The following is a 14100-nucleotide window of genomic DNA, read 5'->3' on the forward strand; positions in this document are numbered from 1 at the left end:
GTTAGAGGGTTAGTGAAAATCACGAGACCGAGTGTCGAGTTCTCCGAGCAAATGGCTAAGGTCGACCAGCCGCTTGGCTACTAAGTGGCGGACATTGCTCTCACACTGCCAGACGCCGTACACCCCCAGCAGCTGCGCGCCCATCACCTCTTTGCGGAACTGCTCAACCAAGGTCGGCCAGCAAATCACATTCACAGTTCCAGCCTCATCCTCAAGAGTGATGAAGACGACACCCTTCGCTGTACTTGGTCGCTGCCTGACAGTGACGATGCCACACCCGCGTGCGAGCTGACCATCGGAGAAGCCAGCCAATACATCACTGGGGATAAACCTCATCTTTGACAGGTGCTCACGCAAGAACGACAACGGATGACGGCCGAGCGTCAGGCCGACATAGCGGTAATCAGCGACGACGTTTTCAGCCTCGGTGGGGCTTTCCAGCTCTACCAGGTCTTCAACAATTTCTGCTGGCCGCAGCAACCCTTTATCAGGCACGCTAGACCTTGCTTGCCACATGGCTTGACGTCGATTGCCCGACAGCGATTCAAGCGCATTTGAACTGGCCAGTGCGTTCATATCCCCTGCATCTAGATTCGCACGCGCCGCCATGTCCGAGGTGCTGCTGAATGCCTCAATGGCGCGGGCTTCTTCAATGCGCCATGCCGCCTCCTGTTCAAGCGACTTCACGTTATTGAGACCAAGTCGAACTGCTGGCTGTGAGCCATTGGTCGGCGGCTCAAGCGATGCCTCCCAATTGCTGATACACACGTCGACCGGCTGTACTTCAACACCATGCCGCTGTGCGTCCTGCACAAGCGCAGACCTGGAGTAGAAACCCATGGGCTGACTATTCAACAGCGCCGCCAGGAATGCGGCAGGCTCATGGCACTTAAGCCAGCTCGACGCGTACGCCAGCAATGCAAAGGAAGACGCATGCGACTCGGGAAATCCGTAAGCGGCGAATCCGCGAATTTGCCCAACAATGGAGTTCGCAAACTCTGTCGTATAGCCACGTTCAGCCATGCCTGAGAGAAGGTCTGCCTCAAATTGTTCCAGGTTCCCTTTGCGTTGCCACGCGGCCATTGCGCGCCTGAGTGCGTCGGCTTTTCCGGCCGAGAATCCAGCAGCGACCATTGCTATCGACATGACTTGTTCCTGGAAAATCGGTACTCCCAGCGTGCGTTCCAAGACGCTTTCTATTTCGGGACTTGGATACGTTACTGGTTCAAGACCTTGACGGCGGCGAATATACGACTGAAGCATGCCGCCCTGAATCGGCCCTGGACGGATAATCGCAATTTCTACAACTAAATCAAAAAACTTCCTCGGTCGAATGCGCGGCAGCGTTGCCATCTGTGCCCTTGATTCGATTTGAAATACCCCGACCGTGTCTGCCTCACAAATCATTTCGTATGTGGCTGGGTCTTCCGCAGGGATGTCGCTCATTTCAAATCTTGAACCTCGCTGCTCGGACACAAGCTCGAGCGTGCGCCGGATGCACGACAGCATGCCGAGCGCGAGCAAGTCGATTTTCATGAGGCCCACGGCATCGATATCGTTCTTGTCCCACTGTACGATTGAGCGGTCATCCATGGCGGCATTTTCAATCGGCACCAGCCGGGATAATTTTGTGTGCGAGATGACGAACCCGCCAGGGTGTTGCGAGAGATGGCGCGGTGCATTCAGTAAGGCATCGGCGAGGCTTGACCATTTTTCTGCAATCGCAGATTCGCCTGAGAATCCGCAGTCGAGCAGACGCTTCTGAAGGTCTGTACTGCCGCTCCAGCCGCTTGCGGCTTTCGCCACGGCGTCAACGACAGTCAGGTCGACTCCCAGCGCCTTACCGACGTCACGCAGGACGGATTTGGGGCGATACGAAATCACTACGGCAGTGAGCGCAGCGCGCATCCGTCCATATTTTTTATAGACATACTGGAGAACCTCTTCACGACGCTGATGTTCAAAATCGATGTCAATATCAGGCGGCTCATTGCGCTCTTTAGACATGAATCGCTCGAACAGCAACTTACTACGCGAAGGGTCGACTTCCGTCACACCCAGGCAGTAGCACACTGCACTGTTGGCCGCCGAGCCACGACCTTGACATAGGATTTGCTGAGACCTTGCAAATCTAACGATGTCAAAAACCGTTAAAAAATAGGGCTCATAACGGAGGTCTGCGATGATGTCGAGCTCATGCTCAAGCTGTGCCTGAACATTTTCCGGGATGCCTTGAGGGTAGCGCCAGTGAGCCCCAATGTAGGCTTCCTTATGAAGGTACGATGTTGGTGTTTCGCCTTCGGGAACGAGCTCATGGGGGTACTCATATCGGAGTTCATCAAGGGAGAAGGTACACAGCTGCGCCAGCCGGACGGACTCATCGAGTGCTTCACGCGGATACAGATTGCCGAGGCGCAGGCGTGACCGCAGATGCTGTTCAGCATTTGGTGGCAACCGGTACCCGCACTGCGCAACAGGAATCCCATGGCGAATTGCTGTGACGGTGTCATGCAGCGGTTTATACGAGCGGACGTGCATCATCACATCGCCGGTAGCGACGATGGGTAGACTGAATTCATCTGATATGCCCTGAACCAGCAGGCGGTGTTTGCCGTCCTTGTTGCGATGATGGAGCGTAAGAGCGATACGTGCCCGACCAGGCGCGCATTGAACGAGCCACGCCGCTTGCCGCTCCACCTCCTCGTAATCGGCACAATATCTTGGCAGGAGCACGAACTGGCAATCTGGAAGCCCTCGAAGATGGACAAGGTCGCCAACAGGAGTTGCGATATCACGCGGCTGGATGTGATACATGCCTTTGTCGGCGCGCATACGGCCGACCGTAATCAACTCGCTCAAATTCCCGTAGCCGTTGCGATTGGTCGCAAAGATAAGTAGGTTGAACGGCGGACTATGGTCCTCCGGCGTCACGGTCATTTGGCTCCCAATCACGAGATGCAGTCCAAATTCTTTCGCGGCTAGATGTGCTCGGACGACACCAGCGAGCGAACACTCATCAGCGACTGCGACTGCTTTGTAGCCCAGCTGATGGGCACGTTCAACGAGCTGTTCAGGCGCAGAAGCACCCTTCAGAAAAGAAAAGTAGCTTGAGCATTGGAGCTCTGCATAATCCGGCAAATCCGACGCCGTAGGCTTTGACGCCCCTGAGGGAATTGTATGCATATGTCACGCGAACAGGCCATGGAGGAACCAGCGTGCGTCCTCTTTTACGCGTTCAAAATAAATCCAGTAACAAGTGGCGTCAGCCCCTTGTGCGACGACATAGTCTCGCGCAGCAGTTTGGTCGTCCCACCAGCCAGCTTCGAGTCGCTCTGGTGGGCTTATGAATTTCAACGGGCTTCCACCGTAAAAAGGTCGGTCGTCGCGCATCAGCAGCTTGATTGGTTTTGGCAGCAGCCAGAAAGGGCGACCGTCCATGATTTCTACAGATGCTTTCGGGCGTCTTGTCGTGACGGAAACCCATGAGTTACATACCTCAGGGCGATAGTCATTAACGTCTGCTGGCACCAAAACACCTTCTGGTCCGAGACGTGCGGTGAGCAGTTCCAGCAGACGGGCGTAGTCTTGGGGCGAGCCACCTGGTTCGGGAAATAGCGATTCGTTGGGCGGCATCATCGCTTCGATTTTCAGTGCTTCAAGCCGCAGTGCAATCACTGGCCGGGCCAGTTCGACTTTGCCCAGTCGCTCTTTCAGGAGTCGAATCAAATGGGTCTCATGCCATACGGGTTCAGCAAGCATGATTTGAAGTTCAGTCGGCGGTACTGCCGCGTGGCCGCGCTCGTGCTCTAAATGGAACGTGAATACACGGACAGCTTGTTGTAGTGAGGTGAGCCATCCGACGAGTTGAAGAATCAACCTGGTCGCACCATGCAGTAACGCATCGGCATGCTCCACGCGGTCGAACGTCTCGATACGGGCCGAAAACTGAAGTGGTGGCTTAATCCATTCGAACATCTCTGGCGCTTCGCCAAAAGCACGGTCCAAGGTGGCCAACAGCTCCTTGCTCGTTCGCCGCAAAAGGCCAGCACGGGGCAACTTGCGCAGCGCGCCTATGCTTTTCGCGCCGATGTCGTTAAGCCAGTCGTGAAACGGCACGGCCGCAGGCACGAGTCCGCACGGTAATTGGCCCAGCCTGCGCTGCATGGTGGTCATCGAAAGCACACGGCGGCGAAACATTGCCCCCTTTGCGCGGCAGCTCCGTGCCAGGAGCCATGCACCTTCGGCGGTAGGTGCGACTCCCAACTGCGCGGTGAACCCCAGCGTCACGATACTGTGCGCCACGCGTAAGCACAACGCGTGCGGCCCTCTAAACAAAGTCAGACTCGCGCTCACATCAAGTAGTAACGAGAAGTCAGATTGAAGGGTCACTTCTGGCGTGAACTGCATGAGTGCCGTAGAAATTGCGTCAAATGCCAGCTCTTCTTTTTCTGGAGACCGTTCAAGAATCACGGTCTCAGGCGCGACTGCAGATACGCCACCGCTGCGCATGCCCAAACGCACTCCGCCACGTGCAGCTTCCGGCGACATCGTTACGACCTGACCTTGGTCGATAACCGCGTATGCCCCGGGCTCAGACCAGCGCGGTCGTAGAGATTCGAGTGGTAGCAGCGGCAGGTGCACGGTGAACAGGAGTTTCATGATGTTCTGTGTCCAGCTGACGACCAGCGGGCATATCCGGGAGTGAAACGAAAATAGGAGCTTCGCAGTGCGGGCCCCGGCGTTTGATGATGTCGACAGAAACACCGCCAAGTGCAGGCCGGATTGCAATCCGTAGAGGCGAAGGGGATGCATCAGCGGCAGCAGCGAGTGGGCGAATGAGCCACAGCCACGTATCCGTGCTTTGTGCCGCAAGGTTCAGCCGCCGGAGCGACTCCGCACGGACGTTCGATTGCCACAGCATGACGGCGCCGCAAGACCCGTTTTTTAGAATTTGCTCGGCTGACCACAACGCATCAGCAGAGCTGCCTGGGCGGAGCCATAGCACATTGCGGTCATTCACCTGCCATGAGCGGCAGGCCATGGCATGCGGCAGGTATGGTGGCTGTATCAGAGCGACACGCTGCTGCTTGGACAGCGACACGAGGGTTGGCTTCAGCAACTGCATCTCACCGATGCCATGCTGTTGAACCAGTAACTCAACCAGGGCAGACCGAGGCCAGCCGCCATTTGGTAGCTCGGCATCAAGTGCTCTGTGGCCTGTGCTGCAAGTCGTCGACCGGGACACAGCTAGCTCATCCGCCCGCCAGATATCGCGCATTGCGAGCACGCCAGCCTGTTCGGCAGAAGTGGTAATCGGAAGTGGGGTGGTTAGCATGGCAACAATTGAGTTAAATTTACCTGTGATTTTGTACAGTGGTTTCGCTCAGTATAGTGTCCCTCGAGGCTGACTAGCAAGGGGTTTTTTATTGCTATACTGGCACTTTTTCATGGTGGATTCTTTTGAATTTTTCGAAGAAATTTATAAAAATTCTTTGACCTGACTAAAGTTATGCCATGTGGGAAGCGGTGCGAGAGCAAATTTCTAGATAAAAATTTGTATTCCTGATATAGGAAACTGTATTCTTAACGTCACGAGCTCACCTTTTAGATGATAGAAAGTCAACATCATGCGAGAAAAATTACTAGAGCTTCTGGCCACTCGTAACCTTAATAATGTAAATGATTGGTTGCGAAGCCTAAAACCGCCCCCGGATGATGAACGAATCCAGGAGGAGATAGCTGCGCTCCATAGTGATTTAAACCTGTTCTCGCTCCTAAACGAGATAACTCAAGACAGTTTTATGTTATCAATTTACTTGATATTGGAGTCGGCAAAGAAAGTAAAAATGAGAACTGATGCAGATATCTACGCTTTGAGCGATTACTCTCGAAGAGTAGATGGAGCATTTCTAGATGTTGTGGCAGATGAAATTGCTGTCTCACTTAAAGACCGGCCTGAATTCGCTATAACACTGTTAGGGAAAATTGGCGAAAGAGAGGAGGCGCTTGATGTTGCGTTATTAGCGTGGACAATTGCGTATGCTAGAGCATTTCCTGATGCGGCTATCAATTTTCTTCATCAATTCGATACATCACCGGTAAGGAATGGTTTTCTATATGTGGCGATGCTGATGAACCTGAGCAGGAATCCGGAGTTCGAAGATTTTGTTCGTCACAATCACGACGAGGTAATTACCAATATCAAAAAGCTCAGCAAGGAGAAGCCCGAAAGTCACATAGCCTGGCAAGTTCTATGTGATATTTCTGAATTTTCAGTTGAAGCTACGGTCTATCTCAGAAATGTAATTTCGGAGGGACAGGTAGCAATAGCTAGAGCATTTTTGTTTAAATTGGCAACAAGAAATAAGAAACTTGTTACTGTTGAAAAAATTCCTTTGTCAGAGTTTTTGAAACCAATTTTGCCCATCGCGCTGCAAGATAACGGAATTTCAATGCAATATGGTGCCATACTTGCTAGGTTGGTCACAAACAAAGATACTCGTGATGAAGTGTTTTCTGTCATGCAATATGCAGAGGAAAATTTAAATTTAGATTTATGTGAAAAATTTGAGAGCTTATCCCATGCAATAATGGATGCTGAATTATTTAGCACGTTGCTAACTAAACGATTGATGGATAAAAATTCTAACCCTACCGCTCTTCGGAACCTGTTGCAATTTTGCATTGTAGGCCGAGCTGAGTGCGATATAGATTGTGAATTATTCGTGTCGGCGGTTTTTGAACAGCGTAGGCGGATGATGGCGCGGTTGATTGCATATACGCACAATGGCCCCTCGCTGTGTGCATTTGCTGCCGTTCTTGCTGAATCCGAAAAAATGCAACCTGATGGCTTAGCAATTGCGAAATCGATAATTGAATACATTACTCTGGAATATCCTGATTCCTCGGAGAAATTTTTCTTAAAAAAGAAAAAAACAAAGATTTCGTCGAAAAATGCTGCGTCATTGTATTCCTCCGCTATGAAAACTCTCGTAAAATCAAAAAATGATAGACAGGCACTGCCAAGTTTGGATGAGCTGAGGCCATCAAGCTCTCAGCACTTAGCAATGATTCATCAAGATATCAAAACGAATCGTGAGATTGGCCGTGCAGCAGAAGAGAAGTCGATATTTTCGTCCATCGCAAAGAAAGTTCGGATTTTGCAAGGAACAAAGGTAGCCACAATTATGTATGACGGTCGAACGAGCATCACGAAAATGGGTACCATGAGTTATTCAATTGAGCTACCTCGAAGCGAGCGTGCCGACCCCGTGGGTGGCCTGATTCAACGTCAGAGCTGGCTACAGGGGGGCGAATGAGCATCCGCCTATTGTTAGAGAGCTTTTTGGGATTAATGAAGGAGTCCGGTGAGCTAGATAAGCTTCTCCCACTTTTAGTAACGAGTATGGGGCATGATATTCCATTCTCTGCACAGAAAGGAGTTCGAGAATATGGTATAGATGTCGTATCCGTAGGAAGAGACCCAGAAGATGGACACCGGAAGATTTTCTACTGGCTAATTAAATGCGGTGATATCGGTAGGACTGAGTGGAACTTAACAAATCAATCTATCCGCCAATCAATTGACGATGCAGGCGATACGTTCCTATCTACAAATGTTCTACCCCAACATAAGAAATTACGTAGGAAACTTGTAATTTTAACGAACGGAAATTTTAAAACCGAGATTAGACAAACGTTGAGTCAATATCTCGACGCATGGAACAGTCGCCATCAGGCAGACAGCTTAATGGTTAACGGCTCACTGCTCGCATTATGGACTGAGCACTATCTGCTTGACGAAAATATTCTTCCACCTGAGCATCGGACCCTTTTCAGGCGCGTGCTTGCGAACATCGCGAATCCTGAACTCAGTGTGCCTGTTGGGCGTCAGCTAATTAAGGGGATTCTTACGCCTCCCGAATTCTCAAAATTGCAGACACCGAAGCAAAAGAAACGCAGACTCTCAGCCTTCCGAGCTGTTAGAACGGCGCTGACTGTCATCTTCCAATGGTCAATTAATGAAGGTGGACTGGAAACTGTTCGACAATTGTTGGAGTACGCCGTCCTAGAAAGTTGGGCCCAGATACATGGTGACTTGGAAAAATTAGATAAATCTATTTTGCAGGAATTTGCTGAGCTCCAATACCAAATGTTAGGTGCGGGGCAAAGCTATACCACTAAAATTTCTCCGTATCTAGTTCTAAATGATGCTTTGTCCCTCCAAGCAGGAGATGCGCTGGTAACGAACACGTTAACTTTTAGGGAAATAGGACAGCTTGGCTTGCATGGCGTTACTTGGGGATTTTTTGCGACCCAAACCACAGGCGATTTCTCTACTCTTGCAACGCAATGGGCATCAATCTGTTCTGCTTTGATATCTAAAACATTGCAGACGCACAGTTGTAGTCAATCTCCGGCTTTCGATTACCAAGCCGTGGACATACATTGTGGTTTGCTGTGCCTAATGATTACAGAGAAAAGAAATGAGGCCGCAATGTGGGTCACGAACATAATCGGGAGATTAGGGTTCATTGTTAAAGATAAGAAGAAGTACTGGCCAATGGCGGCAAAATTTGAAGAGGTTCTTGAAACCCGCAACAGTTCTTCAGAGCCCAATCCCGAATTCTTGGACGTAAGTAGTCTTATTCCAATACTGGCGATGTGGTGTGCAGTACTTAATATTGATGAATCTTACCAAGTAATCCGTCAACGAATTTTACCTTCGATGCCAGACCTCTCATTGAATATCTGGTCATCCGACCTAGATTTCGACGGCATAGTGAACGAGCCAACTACATTGCATGAAAGTGGATTCGGCCAAGTGTTGTCGGGTCTTCCAGAAACCGCTGCGCAGCTCCTATCCATCTTGAAAGAGGAAGTGGAAGGGATACCTCCACTGGATAAAAATTCTTGGTATCGAAACAGAGTATCAATGATTCCACTGTTGGCGGCTCTGCACTGGAAATTGCAGATACCAAAACAGATGCTTGTGGAACACATTTCAGCATTTCAACTAACCAGGAGTACTGGTTAATTGAAATGGCTCATAGCTACTCCTCGGCCGACAGAGCAGGTCAGGGCTTGAAAATAGAAAGGGCTAGACCAAGTAGTCCTCTTTGTTCTTGCCGTTGAGCCAAACTGGCGAGCGGCCTCGACCGGTCCAAGTCGCGCCGGTTTCTGGGTCTTTGTATTTGATGGCAACAGGTTCGCGAACCTTGGAGTTCTTTGCTTTCTGGCTTCCGCCCAAGTCTGCGGCGGTCAGTCCATATTCTTTCATTATTGCGAAAATCTGGGACTTTGCGCTTGCCAGTTCGCTTGACCGAGCTGCCTCCGCCTGGCGCGTCAGTTCTGCAATTTGGGCTTGGATTTCTGAGTATGTCGACATTTAAATTTCCCTATTGATGTAGTGAAAACGACTTCGTAATTTAACATGCACAAGAATCATGAGCTAGTACATAGTTCGATGAAAAAACAACTAAGGGGTTTTAGCGTGCCGGGCAAGCCGTTCGCTCGAAATGTCTTTTTTCATATTCTATGTTATTGGTGGTTTCCTTGGGGCTACTTTTGGTAAAATTGCTATCATAAATATCAAACTTCCTCGTGCAGCCAAGGTCGAGGTGGCAACAATAGCAGCTGAGCAAAGGATACATTCGTGGGCCTACCGTCATTTTTTACCGAGTCTTCGTTCGCAACCCTCTTGGTTGCAGCAGCACTTTTTTTGCTCGCTCTGGCATTCCTAGGCTTTTTCCTGGCCCCAGGACTCATACACTGGTTTCGCTTAAGGCGCATCGAACGCGTCATTAGCCAGTTCCCGAAGCCAAACAAGGTGACGGACTTCAAGCAGGTCTTCGTCGGTGACAAACATCTTTCCCATCTTTGGAGCGAGTACAGGGAATCGCTTCACCCTGTTGAGGAGCTCGAGGACGGGCAGCTGGTCATCCGGGAATACCGAGCCACAGCACCTGCTGAGATGTACTTTCATGCGCAGTCCGTTGTGGACAGCCGCTTGCATACGGAATTCTTCAAGCATGTGCCTGGTATTTTTACTGGGCTTGGAATTATCGGCACTTTTTCCGGACTCATCCGGGGCCTAGGTGTTTTCCAAGTCAGCGAGAATGCGGCGACGGTTAGAGCAAGTCTTGAGTCGTTGATGCATTCGGTAGGGGAAGCCTTCTTGGTATCCGGGTCGGCCATCGGCCTGGCGATGCTCGTGACGCTGTTTGAGAAATTTCTGCTGAATGCTCTGTATCGGCGTACTGACGCCATAACAAGAGCTATTGATGCGGGTTTTGAATCGGGTGTGGGTGAGCACTACCTTGGCCGTCTAGTTCGTGCGTCAGAGGACTCTGCAAGCCAATCTAAGATTCTCAAGGATGCCTTGGTCGAAGAGCTGGGCGAACTGCTACGCGAGCTTACGGCCGCGCAAATTACCGCGTCCAAAGAGCAGCAAGAGCAGCTCGCTTCGCGTCTTACGGACGCGTCTCGAGAGCAAGTGGAGGCGTCGCGTCAAGACAACCAGGCGCTTGGTGCAACCATCGCAGAAAGCATCAAGCAAAGTCTTGAGGGACCATTGCAGGATATCGCAAGCACCGTAAAAACTGCTAGCGGTGACCAGAGCGCCAATGCGGTTGGTATGCTTCAAGATGTCATGTCCAATTTCAGCGAACGACTTAACTCGCTGTTTGGAGGGCAGATTTCCGGCATTAATCAACTGAACCAGCAGACTGCAACAAGCATGCAAGAGGCCGTCAGCACACTTCAAACGCTGGTCGCAAATATCGAAGAATCGAGCCGCCGTTCGACCGACACTATGGCTGAACGTATGGCGGACGCTATCCAAAAGATGGAGGCCCGTCAGGAGGCGATGAATAATCAGTCGTCCGCCTTTGTTGAGCAAATACGTGGGCTGGTTGCTAACTCGCAGTCGGAGACGTCTAACGCATTGCAGGAGACTTTGCAAAATATTGGAGAGCAAGTAGGGACCATGCTGGAGAGACTAAACACCTCACAGTCTCAGGCATTTGAAAATTCATACGTGCGCGAACAAGCCGCCAGCGAGCGCGCCAGTGAGGCAGTAGGGGCTATGACGGCATCAGTCGAATCCGTCGTAACAGAATTAAATGCCGCGACGACCCAAATGGCGAAGAACATCACTTTGCTTACGCAGACAACATCGAGCTCGGTTGAGCGGATGCATGCTGGTGCGGAGCAGCTTGGTCTCGCTTCGCGCAATTTCGCAACGGCCGGAGAGCGAGTCTCCTCCGTAATGACCCAAGCAGCAGGGGTTTCGGAGAAGCTCGCAGAGACATCCGGCGCGCTTACGGTTGGTGGCTCGGCGATGCAGACACTTATCAAGGATTACCAAGCGCAGCGGGCAGTCGTTGAATCGCTGGTCGGGGAACTGCGCGCAACCGTTGAGTCTGCACGCAAGGAGGCATCTCTTACCGCCGACGTTCTTGGACGTATTGAGAGCTCCGCCCAGAAGCTAGGATTTGCTCAGAAACAGGCTGATGAGTATCTGGAAGGTGTCAGCAAGGTACTTGCAGATGCGCATACATCGTTTGCGACGGAGGTAAAGCGAACCCTGAACACTGCCAATACAGAATTTCATGCGAAATTGTCCACGGCAGTCAATATGCTTCATTCTGCAATTGGTGAGCTGGAGCTCACCTTGGCTACCTCTGGCGCCATTTCACAGGTGAGGAAGTAAATCATGATTGGCACTAGGGTCGTCCTGAAGCGAGGCAGCAAAGATGAGGCGGAAAAACCATTTTGGATTTCGTTTGCCGACCTCATGACTGCACTGATGGTTCTCTTTCTTGTTGTGATGGGAGTGGCGTTACTAGCCGTGACAAAGAATGTTACCGAACGCGAAAAGAAGGAAGAGCAGCATCGCAAGGATATAGAAACCATCTTGACTCGGTTTGAGCAGGCCGCGAAACGTCATGAACAGGATGGCGTACATATTGACCGTCTTCGTCAAGTTATTGATTTTGGTGACCGTGCTCGCTTCGCATTTGGTAAGTCAAACCTAGATGTTAGTCAGGAAGCGGTTCTGCGTCGGTTTGTTCCGGAAATTCTAGTCCTGGCAAACGACGACCTTGGTAAGCGCGTACTTAAACGTATGGTGGTTGAGGGCTACACGGACAAGACTGGTAGCTATCTGAGCAATTTAAATCTAAGCCTTCAACGGAGCCAGCGAGTACTCTGCACGATGTTCGCCACGCGTGGTGAGAGTGTACTCAGTTCCGAACAAAAAGAGCACGTCAGAAATTTATTTCTGGTTGGAGGATATTCCTTTAACGCCGCCAAAGAAACCGATGAGGAGAGCAGGCGCGTAGAGATGCGGCTTGAGTTCTTGGGAGTGGACGAGCAGCGAGCCTCGGCACAACAACTGGCGGGAAATTTTGGTGACTGCGCACTGCCATGAACGCACTTAGCCACTTAGTCGCCTTGCTTGGCGCCGGTACTGGACTAGGAGCGCAAGCGTTAACTCAAGACGGCAATATCGATGCTGTTCTAGTCACCATGCAAAAAAGAGCCGGGGGACGGACTGCCACCCATATCGCTGAAGACCAGCAGCTATCAGCGTTGCAGAGGTTTTGGCAATCCCAGGACATACCGGGTTTTCGAGATGCATACCTGGTCTCTTGGGGCTTGCATATTCCTCATAAAAAGGAAAGTCTCTGTGTCCTGGAAGATGGACCACGACTAGAGCGCCTTCTATCGTGTGTCGACGGCTGGGGGGAGCAGCCTGGTGCCTATCGCAGGTGCTATCAAGGACTGGTTAAAAGTTATTTCTGCTATTCGCCCACCTCCGAAGATGGGAAGGCCAATGCTCGCAGCAACTGGCCTATGTTCCGAGATTATCTCCACGACCGGAATTGGCGCATTAAAGCTGAACGTGCGAACCCCGATTGGGTCCGGGTCGCTCTCGACAATCGACAGCTCTTCGAACGAGACCCGTGTGCTCCTTACGTAGACACATTACTCCAAGGTGATACAGCTATTATCGATTCGCTTTGCGACCAGCTTTCCATTAGCAAGAGCTCCTGGTTCTTGGAGAAGCTTGTAATGGCACAAGTGCGTAAAGCTATTCAAAAAGGCGACCAGGATTTCAGTGGCCTGTTGCGCCGACTTCTACACATCCTTGGGGACAATCCTGTTTTGCGCGACTCTGGACTGAGACTTCTCTTGGACCGCTATGCGAAAGTGCCGGGGATGAACCTGCATCAGGACCTCCGCGACCTCACCGTAGGGTGGTGGGGAAATCCATGGTTACCCTCGAACGAGACCCGTTGGGGAGGAGTTACGCCAGAGGCTAAGGCCATGGTTTCCGATTGGCTAAAGTTGGAGTTCATTGAAGACTTTTTCACCAAGCTTGCAGAGGATGGTCTGGGTGACCCGAGACGAATGGAATTTTGGAAGCGCTATGTGCATGCAATCGAGCACATCGAATTCGCGCTCGGCAGTTCTGCCCGCAATTCGCGTGAACCAGATTTTGTCGCCCTCCGAAAGAAGATGAAGGGCCTTATCTGCGAGCTGGATGCGCCAGGTACAAATAACGCGTTCATTATGCGGATGGGGCGATTGGTGGCGGTCGAGTTTAGTGACCCTGGCAATGCCCTGTACGGGTACGACTCATCCAAGACCGTCCCTTTCAATACCTCGCGTACTCTCAGGCTGCCGCTCGATGTCGATAATTCGCTGAAACAAAAATCGAAGTCAGTATTGTGGCAGGGACATCATGGCACTCCAGACAGCTGGAACAAATGGGAGAGCATAGTCGAGGAGAAGTTGCGACAGCAATTTGGCATCGCTCCGGCATTGAGAAGGCCGACTTCTTTTGATGCTAGACAAAGCCCTAATTCTCGCCAGGCTTCGAATGTGGCCAATACTTCAAACGCCTATCGCACGCAGCCGTACTCACGTCATACACTGGCCTTGTTTGCTGAGGAAAATGGCCTTCAAATCAACGACAAATCGGGTGTCGGAGGAAATCTTTGGGTGTTCGCCGATGCCGCAGATGCTGAAATCATGCGCACACTTACTGCGTGGGGCTTTAGTCACAAGCCGGGCAAGGGTTGGTGGAAATAG

9 protein-coding genes are annotated in these 14100 nt (G+C 51.2%); 5 read left to right on the plus strand and 4 right to left on the minus strand.

The window, feature by feature from the left end:
• Positions 1–9 precede the first annotated feature (9 nt).
• The 3 genes from ACSQ3S_RS12020 to imuA are packed head-to-tail and all read right to left on the minus strand — an operon-like array spanning position 10 to position 5335.
• Positions 10–3183 (minus strand): error-prone DNA polymerase, encoded by a 3174-nt coding sequence (locus ACSQ3S_RS12020; RefSeq protein WP_436142495.1) that lies wholly within the window; start codon positions 3181–3183, stop codon positions 10–12.
• A 3-nt stretch (positions 3184–3186) separates the two neighbouring features.
• Positions 3187–4659, minus strand: a complete 1473-nt coding sequence (locus ACSQ3S_RS12025; protein ID WP_436142496.1) for a Y-family DNA polymerase — start codon at positions 4657–4659, stop codon at positions 3187–3189.
• On the minus strand, positions 4592–5335 hold the full coding sequence (gene imuA, locus ACSQ3S_RS12030; protein ID WP_436142497.1) for a translesion DNA synthesis-associated protein ImuA: 744 nt from the start codon (positions 5333–5335) through the stop codon (positions 4592–4594). The genes ACSQ3S_RS12025 and imuA overlap by 68 nt, the downstream gene beginning before the upstream one ends.
• Before the next feature lie 292 nt (positions 5336–5627).
• Here imuA and ACSQ3S_RS12035 point away from each other — a divergent pair, with 292 nt between their 5' ends.
• Positions 5628–7319, plus strand: coding sequence for a hypothetical protein (locus tag ACSQ3S_RS12035; protein WP_436142498.1), 1692 nt, complete (start codon positions 5628–5630; stop codon positions 7317–7319).
• Positions 7316–9037, plus strand: a complete 1722-nt coding sequence (locus ACSQ3S_RS12040) for a hypothetical protein (RefSeq protein WP_436142499.1) — start codon at positions 7316–7318, stop codon at positions 9035–9037. Before ACSQ3S_RS12035 ends, ACSQ3S_RS12040 begins: the two co-directional genes overlap by 4 nt.
• A 63-nt stretch (positions 9038–9100) precedes the next feature.
• On the opposite strand, the gene ACSQ3S_RS12045 is transcribed toward ACSQ3S_RS12040, so the two are convergent.
• Entirely contained in the window at positions 9101–9388 is a 288-nt protein-coding gene (locus tag ACSQ3S_RS12045) for an H-NS histone family protein (RefSeq protein ID WP_436142500.1), read from the minus strand.
• 267 nt (positions 9389–9655) lie between these two features.
• Between ACSQ3S_RS12045 and zorA the strand changes: the two genes are divergently transcribed.
• From zorA to ACSQ3S_RS12060, 3 genes are read left to right on the plus strand one after another with little or no spacing between them, the layout of a single operon-like run.
• Positions 9656–11713 carry an anti-phage ZorAB system protein ZorA gene (zorA, locus tag ACSQ3S_RS12050; protein ID WP_436142501.1) on the plus strand — a complete coding sequence of 686 codons (2058 nt, stop codon included), beginning with the start codon at positions 9656–9658 and terminating at the stop codon, positions 11711–11713.
• A gap of 3 nt (positions 11714–11716) precedes the next feature.
• Positions 11717–12433 (plus strand): flagellar motor protein MotB, encoded by a 717-nt coding sequence (locus tag ACSQ3S_RS12055; protein WP_436142502.1) that lies wholly within the window; start codon positions 11717–11719, stop codon positions 12431–12433.
• On the plus strand, positions 12430–14100 hold the full coding sequence (locus tag ACSQ3S_RS12060; protein WP_436142503.1) for an EH signature domain-containing protein: 1671 nt from the start codon (positions 12430–12432) through the stop codon (positions 14098–14100). Before ACSQ3S_RS12055 ends, ACSQ3S_RS12060 begins: the two co-directional genes overlap by 4 nt.

It is taken from the genome of Duganella sp. LjRoot269 (assembly GCF_964254095.1).
In the GTDB taxonomy this organism is placed as follows: Bacteria; Pseudomonadota; Gammaproteobacteria; order Burkholderiales; family Burkholderiaceae_D; genus Rugamonas; species Rugamonas hordei.

What these genes read in the sequence shown, in the direction of transcription:
- ACSQ3S_RS12020 (WP_436142495.1), bottom strand. Translation starts at nt 3,183, where the DNA reads ATGCATACAATTCCCTCAGGGGCGTCAAAGCCTACGGCGTCGGATTTG.
- ACSQ3S_RS12025 (WP_436142496.1), bottom strand. Translation starts at nt 4,659, where the DNA reads ATGAAACTCCTGTTCACCGTGCACCTGCCGCTGCTACCACTCGAATCT.
- imuA (WP_436142497.1), bottom strand. Translation starts at nt 5,335, where the DNA reads ATGCTAACCACCCCACTTCCGATTACCACTTCTGCCGAACAGGCTGGC.
- ACSQ3S_RS12035 (WP_436142498.1), top strand. Translation starts at nt 5,628, where the DNA reads ATGCGAGAAAAATTACTAGAGCTTCTGGCCACTCGTAACCTTAATAAT.
- ACSQ3S_RS12040 (WP_436142499.1), top strand. Translation starts at nt 7,316, where the DNA reads ATGAGCATCCGCCTATTGTTAGAGAGCTTTTTGGGATTAATGAAGGAG.
- ACSQ3S_RS12045 (WP_436142500.1), bottom strand. Translation starts at nt 9,388, where the DNA reads ATGTCGACATACTCAGAAATCCAAGCCCAAATTGCAGAACTGACGCGC.
- ACSQ3S_RS12055 (WP_436142502.1), top strand. Translation starts at nt 11,717, where the DNA reads ATGATTGGCACTAGGGTCGTCCTGAAGCGAGGCAGCAAAGATGAGGCG.
- ACSQ3S_RS12060 (WP_436142503.1), top strand. Translation starts at nt 12,430, where the DNA reads ATGAACGCACTTAGCCACTTAGTCGCCTTGCTTGGCGCCGGTACTGGA.